Consider the following 17,312-nt stretch of genomic DNA (forward strand, 5'->3'; position numbering starts at 1 on the left):
CAGCCCGGCCCTTGTGTCCGGGCTGTTTCAATGAAAAAAGGCCGCACTCCGGTTAACGGGGATGGTAAAAACGCCGAAAACGGCGGCTAGGGGAAAAGATGATCGTCGTCGATGACGTGCACAAGCATTTCGGCGGGTTTCATGCGGTGGACGGGGCATCGCTGGAAATCCAAAAGGGCTCGATCACCGGTCTGATCGGACCGAACGGGGCCGGAAAAACCACGCTATTCAACGTGATCGCGGGCGTACTTCCACCGACCAGCGGTAAGGTACACATGGACGGTGAGGATATCACTGGCCTGCCCCCGCACGAGCTGTTTCATAAGGGCCTGCTGCGCACCTTCCAGATCGCGCATGAGTTTTCGTCGATGAGTTGCCGTGAAAACCTGATGATGGTGCCCGGCGCACAATCCGGGGAATCGCTGTGGAACACATGGTTCGGGCGTAAGCGTATCGCGGATGAGGAACGCGCACTTAGGGCGAAAGCCGATGAGGTGCTGGAGTTCCTGACAATCGAACATCTGGCCGATCACAAGGCCGGTCAGGTCTCGGGCGGTCAGAAGAAGCTGCTGGAACTTGGCCGAACCATGATGGTCGATGCCAAGATCGTGTTTTTGGACGAGGTCGGCGCTGGTGTGAACCGCACCCTGCTGATGACCATCGCCGACACGATCCTGCGCCTGAACAAGGAACGCGGCTATACCTTCGTCGTTATCGAGCACGACATGGATTTCATCGGCAAGATTTGCGACCCGGTCATCTGTATGGCCGAGGGAAAGGTGCTGGCCGAAGGCACTCTGGACGAGATCAAGGCCAATGAACACGTGATCGAAGCCTACCTAGGCACCGGCCTGAAGAACAAAGACAAGCTGGAGGCGGGCGCATGAGCGACAACCCCTACCAGGACGACAAGGGCAACAAGGACGCCTCGATCACCAATACGCATGGTGTCGGCACCATGACACCAGCGCATCGCAAAAGCGGTGAAACGCATCGGGTCGAGGGCGGTCCTTTCCTGATTGGCGACACCATGACTGGTGGCTATGGCAAAGGGCCGGACATCCTGCATGACTGCACCATCGCCGTTGATAAGGGCGAGATCGCGGTGATCGTCGGCCCCAACGGCGCGGGCAAATCCACCGCAATGAAGGCTGTGTTTGGCATGCTGGACGTACGCCAAGGGTCTGTGCGGCTGGATGGCGAAGATATCACCAATCTCAGCCCGCAAGACCGCGTGGTACGCGGCATGGGCTTTGTCCCGCAGACCTCGAACATTTTTACGTCGATGACAGTGGAAGAGAACCTTGAGATGGGTGCTTTCATCCGGCGCGACGACATCAGCCAGACGATGGAACAGGTCTATGACCTCTTCCCCATCCTGCGCGACAAGCGCAACCAGGCCGCCGGAGAGCTGTCGGGCGGCCAGCGCCAACAGGTCGCTGTGGGCCGTGCGCTGATGACCCAGCCCAAGGTGTTGATGCTGGACGAACCCACCGCCGGTGTCTCACCAATCGTGATGGATGAGCTGTTCGACCGGATCATCGAGGTCTCGCGCACCGGGTTACCGATCCTGATGGTCGAACAGAATGCCCGTCAGGCGCTGGAGATTGCGGACAAAGGGTACGTGCTGGTTCAGGGGCGAAATGCCTATACCGGTACGGGCAAGGAACTTCTTGCCGATCCCGAAGTGCGTAAGAGTTTCTTGGGGGGTGAGGATGAGGCAATTAATATGCGCCTCGCTGGCTTCCGCCCTCATGATCCTACCCCAGGCATCAGAAGCACAGGCGACCTCGTTCGTTTGTAATTTCGTTGTCGAATGCACCATCGAAGATGGATGCGAGAAGAAGAATATGGACCTGACATTTTTCATCGATGAACAAGGACAAGCTTTCATGCAAGGAAACGTAGATCTTGTCCAAGTCATGCCGTTAGTAGGTGATACTGCCCACTCATTCGTGGAACCTCTCGGAACTGGTGTAGTTCAATCGACTTCGATTTTGCAGAACGGCGCGGCAGTTCATTCTCGACATACGTCAATCGCTGGTGAGTTTGTAGTCTCCCAATGGCATGGGCAATGCTCTGCGTTTGGAGGTGACAACTAATGGACTTTCTCAACGCCCTTGTGGCGCTCTCCAACTTCGTTCTTGTTCCCGCAATCGCCTATGGCAGCCAGTTGGCGCTGGGCGCTTTGGGGGTGACGCTGATCTACGGCATCCTGCGGTTTTCTAACTTTGCCCATGGCGATACGATGGCCTTTGGCGCGATGATCGCGGTGCTGGTCACTTGGGGCCTGCAAGCCGCAGGCGTCAGTTTCGGGCCGTTGCCAACGGCTCTGCTCGCCCTGCCCTTTGCCATTCTGGGCTGTATCGTTCTGGTGCTGATCACCGACCGGTTGGTCTATCGCTTCTATCGGGAACAGAAGGCCAAACCGGTCATTCTGGTGATCGTCTCGATGGGCGTGATGTTCATCATGAACGGGCTGGTTCGTTTCATCATCGGTCCGGATGACCAAAGGTTCTCGGACGGAGCGCGTTTCATCGTCTCGGCGCGAGATTTCAAGGCGATGACTGGGCTGCGTGAAGGGCTGGCTATCAAGACCTCCCAGGGCATCACGGTGATCGTGGCGGTTGTCGCCGTGGCGCTGTTGTTCTGGTTCCTGAACAAAACGCGCACCGGCAAATCAATGCGGGCCTATTCTGACAATGAGGATCTTGCGTTGCTGTCCGGTATCAACCCCGAGCGCGTGGTGATGATCACATGGATCATCGTTGCCGCGCTGGCGACCACTGCGGGCGTGCTTTACGGCCTCGACAAAAGCTTCAAGCCATTTGTCTATTTCCAGCTTTTGCTGCCGATCTTTGCCTCGGCTATCGTGGGTGGCCTCGGAAACCCTCTGGGAGCCATCGCAGGCGGTTTCATCATCGCGTTTTCTGAGGTGACGATCACCTACGCGTGGAAGAAAGTGCTCACCTATCTGGCACCTGAAAATCTGGAGCCGTCAGGTTTGGTGCAGTTCCTGTCCACCGATTACAAATTCGCTGTCAGCTTTGCCATTTTGCTGATCGTACTTCTGTTTAAGCCAACCGGCTTGTTCAAAGGAAAAGTGATATGAGCGAGCCCGTCAAAAACACGCTGCTTTTCGTGGTCGTCGGCGCACTCATCCTGTTGACCGGATTCACCCAAAGCTGGAACGCCGCAATCCTGATCCTGAACATGGGCTTGATCTCGGCCATCATGTCGATTGGCGTCAACCTGCAATGGGGCTTTGCTGGCCTCTTCAACGTTGGTGTCATGGGCTTTGTCGCGCTGGGCGGGCTGGCGGTTGTGCTGGTCTCGACACCCCCAACCCCCGGCGCCTGGTCTGGTGGCGGGTATGGCGTCATCCTGTCGCTTTTGATGGGTGCAGCAACCGTGGTTGCAGCTGTGATGGTGGCCCAAATAATGCCAAAGGGACGCACACAAACCTTTGCAATCATCGGTATTCTGGTCGTAGGTTTTTTTGTTTACCGCGCAATTTTTGATCCCAACGTAGCTGCGATCGAAGCGATTGACCCTGCTGTCGCTGGTAATATCGGCGGTTTGAACCTTCCTGTCCTATTCGCTTGGCCTGCCGGGGGGCTTTTGGCTGCAGGTGCCGCCTGGCTGATCGGAAAAACGGCGCTGGGCCTGCGCTCGGACTATTTGGCAATTGCCACACTTGGTATCGCCGAGATCATCATCGCCGTCATGAAAAACGAGGACTGGCTGGCACGTGGGGTCAAGAACGTCTACGGCATTCCACGTCCTTCACCGGTGGTTGGCTACGAAGTTGAATTGCAGCAAGACCCAACTTTCCTTGCAAGGGCCGAGTGGTTCGGGCTGGATCCGGTTACTGCCTCGACGCTTTCCGTCAAGCTGGGCTACTCTTTGCTGTTCCTGATCGTGCTCCTAGTGCTGCTGTGGATGGCTCAGATGGCGTTGAAAAGCCCTTGGGGCCGCATGATGCGCGCCATCCGCGACAACGAAGTCGCCGCCGAGGCGATGGGCAAGGATGTCACACGCCGCCATCTACAGATCTTTGTTCTGGGCTCGGCCATCTGCGGCATCGCCGGTGCGATGATGACCACTTTGGACGGGCAGCTGACGCCGGGCACTTACAACCCGCTTCGCTTTACCTTCCTTGTCTGGGTCATGGTGATCGTCGGCGGGTCGGGCAACAATTTCGGAGCCGTACTGGGAGCGTTCCTGATCTGGTTCCTGTGGGTTCAGGTTGAACCCATGGGCCTGTGGCTGATGAACCTGATAACCTCAGGCATGCCTGACGGCAGCGCACTTAAGACGCATCTGATCGATAGCGCCGCACATATGCGCCTGTTCACCATGGGGCTGATTCTTTTGATTGTTCTCAGATTCAGTCCAAGAGGGCTGATCCCCGAGAAATAAGCAAAATTTCCTGCGAAATTCCCCTAACGCACCGTTAATCGGTGCGTTTTATTGTGCGGCGTGTCAGAACGCTCTAAATCGGTGTATCGTGATCCACCACATCGCGCTGTGCCCCATACCATGTTTGTTTGGTGCGGAGTTGTAACGATCTGACAGTTAACCAAGATGAGAGCACCGTAGTCGCAATGATTAAACCACTCAGAGTTTTCGCAATCGGAATCCCGCTGATGGCAACGCTATCAGCGTGTATTCCCTCACCTGAACAATTGGAGACCACCCCGGTCAAGGTCCAGACGCCCAAAGGTGTTGTGACCTGTCAGCTTTACCGCCAGGACCGCGTCACCTGGGACCGCGCAATCGATTTTCCGGCCACCAAAATGTCGGTGCCCGAGGCGGATAATTATTGCAGACAGGAAGGCCTGCGTCGGCTTAATCGATAACAATATGGGCGCGCGCCGCACTCCGGATTCTAGCGATTGCGGAACAAGCCGCCTAGTATGCCCCTGACGATGCGGCGGCCAGTTGTTCCTTTCAGTTCTTTGATCACGGCCTCGCTCATGGCTGTGGCGAAGGTATCCTTTTTGCGCGAAAGACGAGAAGACGATCGCCCAACGCGGTTGCCCGAATACCTTCGGGCCGAGGCATATTCGCGTTCTGCCGGGCTCTGCTGTTCCAGAACTTCGTCGGATTCCGCCTGTTCCGCCGCATTCGCAGCAGCATCCGCGCGCGCCTGCAGAATCTCAAACGCCGATTTGCGGTCGATACGCTTGCCGTATTTTGCATCCATCGGCGAAGCTTTGATCACCGACTGACGCTCAGCTTTGGTAATCGGACCAAGTTGAGAGCCCGGTGGCCGGATCAAAGTGCGCTCGACCACGCCCGGAACACCCTTCTTTTGCAACATCGAGGTCACGGCCTCGCCCACGCCCACCTCTCGGATTGCGGTCTCAGTATCGAAAGTTGGGTTTTCACGATAGGTCTCAGCAGCAAGTCGCAGATTCTTGCGGTCGCGCGCGGTGAAGGCTCGCAGCGCATGTTGGACTCGGTTGCCCAGCTGACCCAGAATATCTTCCGGGATGTCTGCCGGATTCTGCGAGATGAAATAAACTCCAACGCCCTTTGATCGGATCAGGCGCGCCACCTGCTCGACCTTGTCCACCAGCACCTTGGGGGCGTCCTCGAACAGCAAGTGCGCTTCGTCAAAGAAGAACACCAGCTTCGGTTTTTCAGGGTCCCCCACTTCGGGCAGTTCTTCAAACAATTCGCTAAGCAGCCACAACAGGAAAGTCGCGTACAGACGCGGAGAGCCCATCAGCTTGTCAGAGGCCAGAATGTTCACCATCCCCTGCCCGTTCGCATCTGTCCGCATCAGGTCGGCCAGGTCCAACGCAGGCTCGCCAAACAGATTGGTACCGCCCTGATTTTCCAGAACCAGCAAGCGGCGTTGAATAGCACCGATCGAAGATGTCGAGACATTGCCATAGCGCAGCGATAGTTGGGCACGTTTCTCGCCTATCCAGACCAGCAATGCCTGCAGGTCTTTCAGGTCAAGCAGCGGCATGCCTTCTTCGTCTGCGACCCGAAAGGCGATGTTCAGAATGCCTTCCTGCGCCTCGCTCAGCTCCATCAGTCGCGATAGTAGCAGTGGGCCCATCTCTGTCACTGTGGTTCGGACCGGATGCCCCTGCTCGCCAAACAGATCCCAGAACGTGACTGGACACGCGGCGTAAGAGAATGTGCCGAACCCGATCTTCTCGGCCCGATCCAAAAAAGCCTGGTGTAATTTGTGGGTTTCGCTTCCAGGCAGCGCCAGCCCAGACAAGTCACCTTTCACATCGGCCAGAAACACTGGAACCCCCGCCTGTGAGAAGCCTTCAGCCAGAATTTGCAGCGTAACCGTTTTGCCCGTACCGGTCGCACCAGCAATCAGGCCATGGCGGTTCGCATATTTCAGCGACAGCCCCTGTGCCACTGAATAGCCGTCGCCACCACCGCCTACGAAGATCTTGTTGTCCATTGAAAATCTGTCCCGAATTCTACCGATCTGCTGCAAGCATACAAAGTTAACCTTTCGCTGCGAGAGTAAATGTTGCTTCTCGTGGCTTGGCTGCGGGGGCAAACTTCCTCCCTGTCGACTGGCCGTGCCTTTGGGCACGGCTTTTTTTTAAATTCTACGAAAACCGAAAGACGCAAGAATAGTTTTTTAGGGTTAGGAGTTGACCAACGGGTTCCCCTTTCGTAACGTCTGCGCATAACTAAGTCGGCCAGTCCGACGGGGAGAAAATATTCAGGAAGGGAGCCGCTCCACCGGCTCCCTTTTTCGTTGCAGATCGCGGTGTTTCCCACGCATTTCGGCAAAAAACGATCAATTCCCGGTCTGGAATTCGGATTTACCCTGACACCACTGAATTGCGGTGATAGAGGAAACAAAAAACTGGATCAGTTAGATGAGGCATTCATGATCAGGAAACTTGTCCCTTTTAATGTGGCGGCCGCAGCGCTGTTATGCGGAACGGCATTTGCGCAGGAAACCACACAGCAACCTGAAGCCGGTGCTGAAGCCGAAGTTGGCAGCGATCTGGATCTGGGTGAATCCGGTCCCCGTGTTGGCGAGCAATACGTCAAAGAACAAACGGGTGAATGGAATATTTCCTGCATCAAAACCGAAGGCGAAGACGATCCCTGCGCGATGGTTCAGATCCTCAATAACCAACAGGGTGATCCGATTGCCGAAGTTTCGATCGGAAAACTGCCCGAAGGCGGTGCCGCTGTTGCTTGGGCGAATGTTGTTGTACCGCTCGAAACCCTGCTGCAGGCGCAATTGGCTATGTCGATCGATGGGGCACCGCGCAAGCTTTACAATTATCACCACTGCATTCCAGTTGGCTGCGTGGCGCAACTGGGTTTGACACAGGGTGATATCGACGCGATGAAATCAGGCCAAAAGGCAGTGCTGTCGCTGGTTCCTGCGCGCCTGCCAGATCAGGTTCTGAATATGGACATGTCTTTGTCTGGCTTCACAGCAGGCTTTGACGGACTGAACGTTTCCATAAACTAAGCCCCGCAAAAGCATCGAATAAGAAAGCCGCCGTGATAACACGGCGGCTTCTTCATATACGCTTCAACGCAAGAACGGCGTTCAGCCCACCAAAGGCGAAAGCATTGCTAAGGGCGACATTAACTTTCGCCTCACGCGCCTCGTTTGGCACCACATCCAGCGCGCATTCGGGGTCGGGCTCTTCATAGCCAATGGTCGGGGCGATCACCCCGTCGCGCAGGGCCATGATACAGGCTAATAGCTCAACTGCGCCGGTACCGCCGATCAGGTGTCCGTGCATGGACTTTGTTGACGAAATCATCAGATCGTCGGCGTGCGGACCAAACACACCAGCAACGGCTGCACATTCGGTTTTGTCATTTGCAGCCGTGCCGGTCCCATGGGCATTTATGTAACCCACATCGCTTGCATTCAGCCGTGCATCCGATAGCGCCCCGGCCATGGCCCGTGCTGCACCCTGTTTGCTCGGCATAACTATGTCGGCCGCGTCCGAGGACATGGCGAAGCCCACGACCTCGCTCAGGATATCTGCTCCGCGCGCGCGCGCGTGTTCGTATTCTTCGAACACAAAAACACCCGCACCTTCGCCTTGCACCATCCCGTTTCGGTTTGCGCTAAAGGGCCGACAGGCATCTTTTGACATGACGCGAAGCCCTTCCCATGCCTTGACGCCCCCAAAGCACAGCATCGACTCCGAGCCACCGGTCACCATTGCGGGCGCTGCCCCGCTGCGCACCATCTGAAATGCCTGCGCCATCGCATGGTTCGAAGACGCACACGCTGTTGATACTGTAAAGCTAGGGCCTTTGAGGTTGTGCTCCATTGAAACGTGGCTGGCCGCCGCGTTGTTCATCAGCTTGGGCACGACAAAAGGATGCACGCGATTTTTACCATCCTCGTAAACCGAGCGGTAGTTGTCATCCCAGGTGGAGACGCCACCACCGGCCGTTCCCAGCACCACCCCCGACCGCGCGGCTGTGTCACCCGAGAATACGATACCGGATTGATCGATCGCTTCTTTGGCGGCGGTTAACGTGAACTGCGTGAACCGATCATACAGCGTCATCTGTTGGCGGTTGAAACGGCCCTCGGCCTCAAAACCCCGGACTTGACCGCCGATCTTGATCGACAGGCGATCCACATCACGAAACTCAAGGTCGGAGATACCACAACGACCCTCGCGCATGGCTTCCAGAGTGTCGGGGACGGAATGGCCCAACGCGTTAATGGTGCCAGCACCCGTAATGACGACGCGTTTCATACCAGCGGTCAGACCTTTTCAGACACGAGTTTTTCGATACCCGCAATGATCGCTGTCACATTCGAAATGTCGAAATCGCCGGATGTGGGCTCGTTTGCGTTGAAGGGCACGGTGATATCGAACTCTTCCTCGATGGCAAAGATACTCTCAACAAGACCCAGGCTATCGATGCCCAATTCTTCGAGCGTACTGTCGGGCGTCACATCCGAAGGCTCAAGCACGGCCTGTTCGGCAATGATTGCTATGACGCGGTCGCTGATGCTCATCTCGATCCCCTGATTTTCGCCTTGGGGATGATTTAATCACTTGAAGGCTGTTTGAAAACAGCCTTTTTCAACGCCTCGACGTCGCGCGACAATCGGGGCAGACGACGTTGGGCTTTATATATCTCGGTATGGCTTTCCATTTTAATGCCCGGGTAGCCCATGATCACGCGCCCAGCAGGAACATTTGACAGAATCTTGGTGCCGCCACCGGCAATCACGCCATCACCGATGAAAATATTATCGACAACACCAGTCTGACCACCCAGTACTACGTTATTACCAATCTCGACCGAACCAGAAACGCCGGTTTGCCCACATAACAAACAATCCTGCCCGACTCGGGTGTTGTGTCCCAGGTGGACAAGATTATCCAGTTTCGATCCACTTCCGATTACAGTATTGCGTATGGTCCCGTTGTCGACAGTGCAGTTCGAGCCGACCTCGACGTCATCGCCAATCTCGACCGCACCCAGCGAATGGATGCGCAACCAGCTTTGCGCCTTTGCACCCCCCTGATCACCCAGAGTTTTCCTCGCATTTTCGGCACCCGAGACTTCTGGTGTGACATAGCTGAAACCGTCCCCGCCGATACGGGCACCCGGCTGCGCGATAAAGCGATCACCGATTTGAGCCCGCGCACCGATGCTGACCATTTCGCGCAGCAGAGCGTTTTCACCAAGCGACGCATCCATACCGATCACGCAATGCGCGCCGATAACCGAACCCGCGCCGACGCGCGCGCGCGCACCGATAACAGCAAGCGGGCCGACCGATACGTCGCCCCCGATCTCGGCGGTTTCATCAATGACAGCCGATGGATGAATTCCCGGCGCAATCCCCTGCCCGCGATCCAGCATCGCGGTGATCCCTGCCATCGCCATGCGGGGGCGTTGCACAAAAATGGCGGCCTCAAGCCCCAGTGCTTTCCAGTCCGCGCCATCCCACAAAACCGCGGCCCGTGCTGAACCGGTCTCCAAAGCTTCAGCATATTTTGGCGACATCGCCATGGCCAGATCGGTTGGCCCGGCATCTCCCGGCTCGGCTGCCCGCAAGATGGTCAGGCCAGTCTGGCCTTCTGCGACGACCCCCAGGGAATCGGCGATTTGTTGAACGGTAAACTGCATGTCGGGCGTCCTCGTGGCGGGATTTGCCTCGTGATTACCCTTGAACGTCCGGCAGGACCACCCCTGCCTTTTGCAGCGCTTCCCAGATCTTGCGATCCCGGTCATACACGTCGCGGCGATACTGCACCTCGCCTTTGGGGCCAATATAGGCCGTGCGATAAATCAGATGCACCGGAATTTTTTTATCCAGTTCAACCTTCGTTTCTTTGCCCGTGTTCAGCACGCGGTGGAAAAACGCCTTTGGATCCTCTTCCTGCTTGGCCAGCAGCTTATAGGCAAACTCGAACGGTTGCGCCAAACGGATGCATCCATGAGAGAATGCCCGAACCTCGCGTGCGAACAGAGATTTCTGAGGCGTATCATGCAGATAGATGTTGTACTTATTAGGGAACATGAACTTCACCAGCCCAAGTGCGTTGCTTTTGCTCGGGGGCTGACGCATGGAAAACGGGAAATTACGCGCAGTGAACTGGGTAAAGTCAACCGCTCCACGATTTACCTGACGGCCACGGCGGTCGGTGATCTGGATATGGCCGACAGCATTTGGATTGGCCCGTAATTGCGGCAGATATTCCTTCGTGATGATCGAGCGTGGCACATACCAACTTGGGTTGATCACCATATGCTCCATCTCATCCGAGAACTCTGGGCTGCGGCGATCATGTGTGTTTTTGCCGATCACGGCACGAGTCTCAAACGTGACCTGCCCGTCATCGACGATCTTGGCAGAAAAATCAGCCAGATTCACCAGAATATGCCGCTCACCACGGTCTTTGGGTAACCAGCGCTCCCGTTCAAGCGCAACGTAAACAGCTTTCAAGCGGTCTGAAACTGGGCGATTGATCTCGGAAATAGTGCCTTTGCCAGCTACGCCATCCGCCTCAAGACCATGAGCAGCCTGAAAGGATTGCACCGCCGCAAACAGCGCATCATCATAGTTTGGGCTGGCAGTAGGCTTCAGATAACCCATCGCGACAAGTCGATTGCGCAGCCTGATGACACTGTTCCCTGTGTCCCCAAGCTCAAGCTTGGAGACAGGAACGGTCTCGCCCCAGCCACCTTGTGTCATCAGCGCTTCCAGCGCCTTCTTCTGTTTCAACAGCGCAAGATACTGGCGCGATTGAGGCATCATATCCCTGAAATAGGTATCACCCTGGCTGGAAACGAGCAGTTCAAGATGCTCTGCGGCGCTGCGTCGTTCCACCGCCCGCACTAGGCCGGGATCAATCTGCGAAGGCGTTACAGAACCGGAATGCAAGTCTCTGGCATATTTGACAAAAACCCGAGTCAGCTCGGCCTCGAGCATGCCCAGATCACGGGTGTTGCGCGCGTCCTGCATCTTTGTCTTCAAAGTCTGGACGTCGTAACGTGCCCCAGGCAATCCATGCAGATCGGTCGTCGAAAGCGCTTCGATCAGGGCTTTGCGTCGTGCAGAATGTTCGGGCGTATCGCCAACCCAAACCGGATCAAACCCGTTTGTGCGATAAAACTCAGCAATTGCCGGGCTGTTGGACACACTTTCCGCAACGGCCAATTGAAACGCTGTGCCATCCGTCCCCGCCTGCGCGACTGAGGCCGAAGCCACAAGGAAAGCGGCGATAAAAACACTTGATCGAGCACGGGTAACAAATGACATAGGATGGCCCTGTTTCTTCAATGACTTGTCACGCCCTATAAGCGGCGTCTGAAAATAATGTTTTGCTGAGCGCCTGATGTCTATTCACAAATTCATCACCAGACCGCTTCTTTGACCCCTGGTGCGCGTTTGCATCGCCGACGCGCGAACTGCGCCAAAAGCAAGCATACTTGCATCAGTTGCGCAAAAAACTGCCGAAATTTCCCCCTTGATTTGACTGCGACCAAAGATTTCTTGGCTGTTGAATCCTACTGTGCCATAAATCCCGCATCTGGGATGGGAAAAAATTAATACGGCGCGCGTAACATCGTGTGCAGGCAGGAACAGTACGGGACGAAACAAAAAATGACCAAGAGCAGTACCTCGGGCCTGACCCGGCGTGCCCTATTGGGCGCATTCGCCGCAACCGCAGTTGTTGCAGCCCCCACATATTCCAACGCAGCAGGTTTCCTTCGCGGCGGAGGTGATATTCGCCGTATCCGCATGTATTCCGGCCGTACCGGTGAACGTATCGATATGGTCTATTGGGTTGATGGCAAATACATCAAAGACGCGGTGAAAGAGGTCAACCACTTCATGCGCGACTGGCGCAGCGATCAAGTCAAGTCCGTGGACCTGAGGACCATCGACATCATGGCTGCCACCCACAATCTTCTGGATGTCAGCGAACCCTACATGCTGCTGTCGGGTTACCGCTCGCCGCAAACCAACGCAATGCTGCGCCGCCGCTCGCGGGGTGTTGCCAAGAATTCGCTTCATATGAAGGGTCAGGCTGCTGATCTGCGACTGTCATCACGCTCGGTCTCGCAAATGGGTAAAGCAGCGATGGCCTGTCGTGCCGGTGGCGTTGGACAGTACTATCGTTCGAATTTCGTTCACATGGATTGCGGTGTCATCCGCTCGTGGCGCGGCTAATCGAGCATTTCATCTTTCGCTGTTGCACAACCCCCATCAGATAGTTCTGGCGGGGGTTTTGTTTTGCCTGGAAAAACAGGTTCGTGCACCGTCAGTTCTGCGTAATATGACGACTAGCAAGGGTGAAATGGCGCACCTGAGAGGATTCGAACCTCTGGCCTCTGCCTTCGGAGGGCAGCGCTCTATCCAGCTGAGCTACAGGTGCCTTGGCCGTTAGCTACCCTCGTTCCAATCCGGGTGCAACTGCAAATCAGCAGTACGATCAGGCAAACAGATCGTGGGCAAGCTCCAACGCATCGATCAGAGTGTCGACCTCATCAGTCGTGTTATAAAGCCCAAAGCTGGCACGACAGGTAGCAGTGACCCCCAAATGGTCCATCAGCGGCCCGGCGCAGTGGTGGCCTGCGCGCACGGCGACACCCTTTTTGTCCAGAATGGTTGAAACATCATGGGCATGCCCTGCCCCATCCAAAGTAAAGCTGAATATCGCGGCTTTGTTCGCTGTGGTGCCTTGAACCTGCAGCCAGTTCAATCCATTCAACCGTTGCATCGCATAGTCGCGCAAGCCGGCCTCATGCGATGCGATGCTCTCCATGCCAAGGTCCATCATATAGTCAAGCGCCACACCCAACCCGATGGTCTGCACGATGCCGGGGGTTCCGGCCTCGAACTTCATTGGCGGATCGTTGTAGATCACCTGATCTTTTGAAACCTCTTTGATCATGTCACCGCCACCAATAAAGGGGCGCATTTCAGCCATGCGGTCCGATTTGATAAAAATTGCGCCAGAACCGGATGGGCCGTACAGTTTATGACCCGTGATGGCATAGAAGTCACATCCGATGTCATCGACATTGACGGGCATATGAACCGCGCCCTGGCTGCCATCCACCAGAACCGGAACGCCTTTGACGTGGGCGGCTTGCGTGATTGCTTTGACATCAACCACAGAGCCCAGCACGTTCGAGCACTGGGTCACCGCAACCAGCTTTGTCTTGGGGCCAATGGCGTCGATTACCGCCTGAGGGTCAAGATGGCCGGTCGCATCGATGTCGATCCATTTCAGCACCACGCCCTGCCGTTCGCGCAGGAAGTGCCACGGCACGATGTTGGCGTGATGTTCCATCACGCTGAGGACAATCTCGTCCCCCGCCTGCAGGCGTGGCATTGCCCAACCGTAGGCGACCAAATTGATTCCCTCGGTCGTACCCGAATTCAGGACAATCTCATTCTCGTTTGATACGCCCAGAAACCGCGCAACCGTGCCACGGACGGCCTCATATTTCTCGGTCGCGAGATTTGACAGATAGTGAAGCCCTCGATGCACGTTCGAATATTCGTGCGCATAGGCCTGCGTGATCGCGTCGATCACTACCTGGGGTTTCTGCGCGGAGGCCCCGTTGTCTAGATAAGTCAGCGGCTTTCCGTTGACCTGACGTGACAGGATCGGAAAATCTGCGCGGATTTTTTGTACGTCATACATAGACAGGACTTCCCTATACAGACCCGGCGGGGATCAGCCAAAGAACAAACGGGACGGCCACAAGACCAGAGATCAGGATCACCACAAACGATTTTCCCAACGACTGAAATCGATGCGCCTCGTTGAGAAAATGCAAGGTGATGTAAAGGCTAAGACCCAGCATCGCCAGACTGGCCGGTAAGAATAGAAACGGCAGCGCTGCAACCAGCGCTAGAATGATTGCTTGCCCCGCAATTTGCAGGATTTGCAACCAGACAATCAGCGTCATGAAGTCATTGAACGTTCCCGTTCCACCCAGGACGCGGCCCACTAATAGGAACGTCACGACGCTGATCATGATTGCCGCAACGGAAACAAAAAGCGTCCTCGATAGTGGCTCAGCCAGTTGCTGAACATCCGGACTGATAAGCGGCAGGACGAAGCTGGACGCAGACTGGACCAGAGCGTTCAGGATCACCGCAAGAGAAAAGGCGAGCCATAGTACCTCCGTACCCAGCCGCAACGCGAGCAATCGTCTTGCGGCTTCGGCTGGATTGGACAGGGTCAGAACGACCAGGTTGAGCAGTGCGGTGGATTTCATTTAGCAGCCTTTTGCGATTGCTTGAGGCCCGACAACCAGAACCAGAGAAAAACCGCAACCCATAACAGCCCCACAAGTGTTTGCGCTGACCCGGGGCCGATGAAACCGGACACCAGCCCATTCAGCAACACCAAAGGCGCTGACGCGAGAAGCGCCCAGAACAAGGCTAGCCGCGCGCCATAGCTGGTGCCAACGCCCCCCATCATCCGCGCGATGAAATGGGTGAGCCAAGCAAGAAGATAAAAGCACAATGGCAGAATAAAGACCGAGCCCAACAGGGCCCCGCCCATCAGCATGTTCAGCTCTATCCCTTCCAGATGAGCCCTCCGTGCAAGGCCGGGCAACTGTGCGATAAAGCCTATTACACAGAACGCCATCACAAACGCCAATGCGCGATCCTCGCGCGGCCCCATATCAAGCAGTCGACGCACCACACGCCCCGGTCCGCGATACGTGGCCACGATATCAGTTGTGACAGGCATCAGCGGCGGCGTGCCAGCCAATCTTGCAATCGGGACACGATATCAGCTGCCAGATCCTCGTCCTCGATTTCATCAACGGCTTCAGCTAGGAAGGCCAGTGTCAACATGTCGGTTGCTTCTGCCGTTGGGACGCCACGGGAGCGCAGGTAGAACAAAGCCGTTTCATCGATGGCGCCCGAGGTCGAACCGTGCGAACACGCAACGTCATCGGCGTAAATCTCAAGCTCGGGTTTGGCGAGGAACTGACTGTCATCGTCCAGAAGCAACGACTGGCTGATCTGGTAACCATCGGTTTTCTGGGCACCTTCCTTCACCAAGATCTTGCCCTGAAAAACACCCGTCGCACCATTGCGAAGCACCTTCTTGAACACTTGGCGGCTCTCGCAATTCACCGCATCATGGGTGACAAAGACCGTGTCATCATGGAGAAAATCACCGTCTCCAACACACGCACCCGCCACGTGAGCGACCGCATCGTCACCCGTCAGTTCGACGACTTGCTCGTTTCGCGTCAAAACTCCGTTCACGGTCAGCGTGAAGGATTTATAGACGGATGCTTTACCAAGCCGCGAGAACATATGAGTCGCCGCACGACGTTGATGATCCCGGCCCTGCGCACGGATGTGATGCAGTGTACCATTGTCGGCGATATCGATCTCCATACATTTGTTGAAGCGCGAAGCTGCGGGTCCGTTTTCAAGGATCGTTACTTCGGCACCGCTTTCAACCCGAACGACATGATGCAGGATTGCATCCGACGTTTCAGATTCATGGCGATAAATCAGGTTAATCGGTTTGCTCGGCTTGCCGGATACATGAATGGCAACTCCATCTGACGCATAGGCCGTGTTCAGCGCCGCCAAGGGACGCGCCACTGGATTTTGGCCTTTTGCTTCAAGAACGCCGTATAACTCTTTGGCCCAATGGATGTCTTTGCAACAGATATCTTCCAGCCGATCGATCGTTACACCCTCCAGAGACAGATCATCAGACTCTTCCGGGCTGAATACGCCATCAATGAAAACGATCTTCAGTCGGTCGAGCGCGTGGAACAGAGCCGGTTCATCCGTTTTGAACAAAGCAGCACTGGGAGCTTCCGCAGAGACCAGAGTGTCTGGACGGGTATATTTCCAGTATTCATCTCGACGACTGGGCAAACCCATCGCGCGTACACGTGCAATTGCGGCTTCGCGCGCTTTGCGTGTGCATCCCGCATCCGGCATGGTCAGCGCTGCCAGCCGTTCCTCGGTTGCTGTCTGTTTTGCTTGGGGCAAAGCCATCAGTTCACCTCGGCCAGTATGTCGGCATAGCCGTTGTTTTCAACTTCCAGCGCCAGTTCGGGACCACCGGATTTCACGATACGACCATCCGCCATGATGTGAACCACGTCAGGTTTGATGTGATCGAGAAGCCGCTGATAGTGCGTGATAACAAGGAACCCGCGCCCCTCATCACGCAACGCGTTCACGCCCTCGGCCACCAGTTTCATCGCGTCCACGTCAAGGCCCGAGTCTGTCTCATCCAGGATGCACATCTTCGGCTCAAGCATCGCCATTTGCAGGATTTCGTTGCGCTTTTTCTCACCACCCGAAAAGCCAACATTGACCGGACGTTTCAACATTTCAGCGTCGATTTTCAGCGCCTTGGCTTTGGCACGAACCTCTTTCAAAAAATCCGTCGCCGACAGCTCTTCCTCGCCACGTGCTTTGCGCTGCGCATTCACGGCGGTGCGCAGGAAGGTCATGTTGCCCACACCGGGAATCTCGACCGGGTACTGGAACGCCAGAAACACACCTGCGGCTGCACGTTCTTCCGGTTCCATCTCAAGCAGATCCTCGCCATCAAGCGTCGCGCCGCCCTCGGTCACCTCATAGCCATCACGACCAGACAACACGTAGCTGAGCGTTGATTTGCCCGAGCCATTGGGCCCCATGATCGCATGCACCTTGCCAGGCTCGACCGTCAGGTCGACCCCTTTCAGAATTTGCTTGTCTTCTTCCTCAAGTTTGACGTGCAGGTTATTGATTTCCAGCATTTTCTGTCCTTTAGCATCTCGCAAGGGGCGCATTGCGACCCCGATAAGTT

At 55.8% G+C, this 17,312-nt stretch carries 17 protein-coding genes and 1 tRNA gene; 7 read left to right on the forward strand and 11 right to left on the reverse strand.

Annotated elements, in window-relative coordinates; genetic code table 11:
* Window positions 1-98 precede the first annotated feature (98 nt).
* From AC1DFB_RS06650 to AC1DFB_RS06670, 5 genes are all read left to right on the forward strand, one after another.
* On the forward strand, window positions 99-887 hold the full coding sequence (locus AC1DFB_RS06650) for an ABC transporter ATP-binding protein (RefSeq protein WP_170393051.1): 789 nt from the start codon (window positions 99-101) through the stop codon (window positions 885-887).
* Entirely contained in the window at window positions 884-1,804 is a 921-nt protein-coding gene (locus AC1DFB_RS06655; RefSeq protein WP_480922366.1) for an ABC transporter ATP-binding protein, read from the forward strand. The genes AC1DFB_RS06650 and AC1DFB_RS06655 overlap by 4 nt, the downstream gene beginning before the upstream one ends.
* Window positions 1,805-2,101: 297 nt before the next feature.
* Window positions 2,102-3,112: a branched-chain amino acid ABC transporter permease gene (locus AC1DFB_RS06660; RefSeq protein WP_170393049.1), complete on the forward strand. Its 1,011-nt coding sequence runs from the start codon at window positions 2,102-2,104 to the stop codon at window positions 3,110-3,112.
* Complete coding sequence (locus AC1DFB_RS06665; RefSeq protein ID WP_480922367.1) at window positions 3,109-4,422, forward strand: branched-chain amino acid ABC transporter permease; 1,314 nt, start codon at window positions 3,109-3,111, stop codon at window positions 4,420-4,422. The genes AC1DFB_RS06660 and AC1DFB_RS06665 overlap by 4 nt, the downstream gene beginning before the upstream one ends.
* A gap of 227 nt (window positions 4,423-4,649) precedes the next feature.
* Window positions 4,650-4,862 (forward strand): hypothetical protein, encoded by a 213-nt coding sequence (locus AC1DFB_RS06670; RefSeq protein WP_480438555.1) that lies wholly within the window; start codon window positions 4,650-4,652, stop codon window positions 4,860-4,862.
* A gap of 29 nt (window positions 4,863-4,891) precedes the next feature.
* On the opposite strand, the gene AC1DFB_RS06675 is transcribed toward AC1DFB_RS06670, so the two are convergent.
* The gene (locus AC1DFB_RS06675; protein WP_480922368.1) at window positions 4,892-6,439 is read right to left on the reverse strand and encodes a helicase HerA-like domain-containing protein; all 1,548 of its coding nucleotides are present in this window, start codon (window positions 6,437-6,439) and stop codon (window positions 4,892-4,894) included.
* Window positions 6,440-6,880: 441 nt separating this feature from the next.
* Here AC1DFB_RS06675 and AC1DFB_RS06680 point away from each other — a divergent pair, with 441 nt between their 5' ends.
* On the forward strand, window positions 6,881-7,480 hold the full coding sequence (locus AC1DFB_RS06680; protein ID WP_170393045.1) for an invasion associated locus B family protein: 600 nt from the start codon (window positions 6,881-6,883) through the stop codon (window positions 7,478-7,480).
* Between the two features lie 52 nt (window positions 7,481-7,532).
* On the opposite strand, the gene AC1DFB_RS06685 is transcribed toward AC1DFB_RS06680, so the two are convergent.
* Genes AC1DFB_RS06685 through AC1DFB_RS06700 form a run of 4 tightly spaced genes read right to left on the reverse strand, consistent with a single transcriptional unit; the run spans window position 7,533 to window position 11,767 of the window.
* Complete coding sequence (locus tag AC1DFB_RS06685) at window positions 7,533-8,741, reverse strand: beta-ketoacyl-[acyl-carrier-protein] synthase family protein (protein ID WP_480922369.1); 1,209 nt, start codon at window positions 8,739-8,741, stop codon at window positions 7,533-7,535.
* An 8-nt stretch (window positions 8,742-8,749) separates the two neighbouring features.
* On the reverse strand, window positions 8,750-9,007 hold the full coding sequence (locus AC1DFB_RS06690; protein WP_170393043.1) for an acyl carrier protein: 258 nt from the start codon (window positions 9,005-9,007) through the stop codon (window positions 8,750-8,752).
* 32 nt (window positions 9,008-9,039) lie between these two features.
* A complete protein-coding gene (gene lpxD, locus AC1DFB_RS06695) occupies window positions 9,040-10,131 on the reverse strand; it encodes a UDP-3-O-(3-hydroxymyristoyl)glucosamine N-acyltransferase (protein ID WP_480922370.1) in 1,092 nt (363 codons plus the stop codon).
* Window positions 10,132-10,165: 34 nt separating this feature from the next.
* Window positions 10,166-11,767 (reverse strand): L,D-transpeptidase family protein, encoded by a 1,602-nt coding sequence (locus tag AC1DFB_RS06700; RefSeq protein WP_480922371.1) that lies wholly within the window; start codon window positions 11,765-11,767, stop codon window positions 10,166-10,168.
* A gap of 345 nt (window positions 11,768-12,112) precedes the next feature.
* Here AC1DFB_RS06700 and mepK point away from each other — a divergent pair, with 345 nt between their 5' ends.
* Window positions 12,113-12,682, forward strand: coding sequence for a peptidoglycan L,D-endopeptidase MepK (gene mepK / locus AC1DFB_RS06705; protein WP_170393040.1), 570 nt, complete (start codon window positions 12,113-12,115; stop codon window positions 12,680-12,682).
* Window positions 12,683-12,810: 128 nt separating this feature from the next.
* Here mepK and AC1DFB_RS06710 read toward each other — a convergent pair.
* From AC1DFB_RS06710 to sufC, 6 genes are all read right to left on the reverse strand, one after another.
* Window positions 12,811-12,887, reverse strand: a tRNA-Arg gene (locus tag AC1DFB_RS06710).
* Window positions 12,888-12,944: 57 nt separating this feature from the next.
* Complete coding sequence (locus tag AC1DFB_RS06715; RefSeq protein ID WP_480771451.1) at window positions 12,945-14,165, reverse strand: cysteine desulfurase; 1,221 nt, start codon at window positions 14,163-14,165, stop codon at window positions 12,945-12,947.
* A gap of 13 nt (window positions 14,166-14,178) precedes the next feature.
* Window positions 14,179-14,745 carry a Yip1 family protein gene (locus tag AC1DFB_RS06720; RefSeq protein ID WP_480922372.1) on the reverse strand — a complete coding sequence of 189 codons (567 nt, stop codon included), beginning with the start codon at window positions 14,743-14,745 and terminating at the stop codon, window positions 14,179-14,181.
* On the reverse strand, window positions 14,742-15,227 hold the full coding sequence (locus tag AC1DFB_RS06725; RefSeq protein WP_170393037.1) for a YIP1 family protein: 486 nt from the start codon (window positions 15,225-15,227) through the stop codon (window positions 14,742-14,744). Before AC1DFB_RS06725 ends, AC1DFB_RS06720 begins: the two co-directional genes overlap by 4 nt.
* On the reverse strand, window positions 15,227-16,507 hold the full coding sequence (sufD, locus tag AC1DFB_RS06730) for a Fe-S cluster assembly protein SufD (protein ID WP_480922373.1): 1,281 nt from the start codon (window positions 16,505-16,507) through the stop codon (window positions 15,227-15,229). The genes AC1DFB_RS06725 and sufD overlap by 1 nt, the downstream gene beginning before the upstream one ends.
* Window positions 16,507-17,262 (reverse strand): Fe-S cluster assembly ATPase SufC, encoded by a 756-nt coding sequence (gene sufC, locus AC1DFB_RS06735; protein ID WP_170393035.1) that lies wholly within the window; start codon window positions 17,260-17,262, stop codon window positions 16,507-16,509. The genes sufD and sufC overlap by 1 nt, the downstream gene beginning before the upstream one ends.
* Window positions 17,263-17,312 lie beyond the last annotated feature (50 nt).

Source organism: Ruegeria sp. S84 (genome assembly GCF_056583445.1).

Excerpts from the sequence above, each read along its gene's own strand:
- AC1DFB_RS06675 (WP_480922368.1), bottom strand. The coding sequence starts at position 6,439 with ATGGACAACAAGATCTTCGTAGGCGGTGGTGGCGACGGCTATTCAGTG.
- AC1DFB_RS06680 (WP_170393045.1), top strand. The coding sequence starts at position 6,881 with ATGATCAGGAAACTTGTCCCTTTTAATGTGGCGGCCGCAGCGCTGTTA.
- lpxD (WP_480922370.1), bottom strand. The coding sequence starts at position 10,131 with ATGCAGTTTACCGTTCAACAAATCGCCGATTCCCTGGGGGTCGTCGCA.
- sufD (WP_480922373.1), bottom strand. The coding sequence starts at position 16,507 with ATGGCTTTGCCCCAAGCAAAACAGACAGCAACCGAGGAACGGCTGGCA.
- AC1DFB_RS06670 (WP_480438555.1), top strand. The coding sequence starts at position 4,650 with ATGGCAACGCTATCAGCGTGTATTCCCTCACCTGAACAATTGGAGACC.
- AC1DFB_RS06715 (WP_480771451.1), bottom strand. The coding sequence starts at position 14,165 with ATGTATGACGTACAAAAAATCCGCGCAGATTTTCCGATCCTGTCACGT.
- AC1DFB_RS06655 (WP_480922366.1), top strand. The coding sequence starts at position 884 with ATGAGCGACAACCCCTACCAGGACGACAAGGGCAACAAGGACGCCTCG.
- AC1DFB_RS06720 (WP_480922372.1), bottom strand. The coding sequence starts at position 14,745 with ATGAAATCCACCGCACTGCTCAACCTGGTCGTTCTGACCCTGTCCAAT.
- AC1DFB_RS06665 (WP_480922367.1), top strand. The coding sequence starts at position 3,109 with ATGAGCGAGCCCGTCAAAAACACGCTGCTTTTCGTGGTCGTCGGCGCA.
- AC1DFB_RS06690 (WP_170393043.1), bottom strand. The coding sequence starts at position 9,007 with ATGAGCATCAGCGACCGCGTCATAGCAATCATTGCCGAACAGGCCGTG.
- AC1DFB_RS06660 (WP_170393049.1), top strand. The coding sequence starts at position 2,102 with ATGGACTTTCTCAACGCCCTTGTGGCGCTCTCCAACTTCGTTCTTGTT.
- AC1DFB_RS06685 (WP_480922369.1), bottom strand. The coding sequence starts at position 8,741 with ATGAAACGCGTCGTCATTACGGGTGCTGGCACCATTAACGCGTTGGGC.
- sufC (WP_170393035.1), bottom strand. The coding sequence starts at position 17,262 with ATGCTGGAAATCAATAACCTGCACGTCAAACTTGAGGAAGAAGACAAG.
- AC1DFB_RS06725 (WP_170393037.1), bottom strand. The coding sequence starts at position 15,227 with ATGCCTGTCACAACTGATATCGTGGCCACGTATCGCGGACCGGGGCGT.
- AC1DFB_RS06650 (WP_170393051.1), top strand. The coding sequence starts at position 99 with ATGATCGTCGTCGATGACGTGCACAAGCATTTCGGCGGGTTTCATGCG.
- mepK (WP_170393040.1), top strand. The coding sequence starts at position 12,113 with ATGACCAAGAGCAGTACCTCGGGCCTGACCCGGCGTGCCCTATTGGGC.
- AC1DFB_RS06700 (WP_480922371.1), bottom strand. The coding sequence starts at position 11,767 with ATGTCATTTGTTACCCGTGCTCGATCAAGTGTTTTTATCGCCGCTTTC.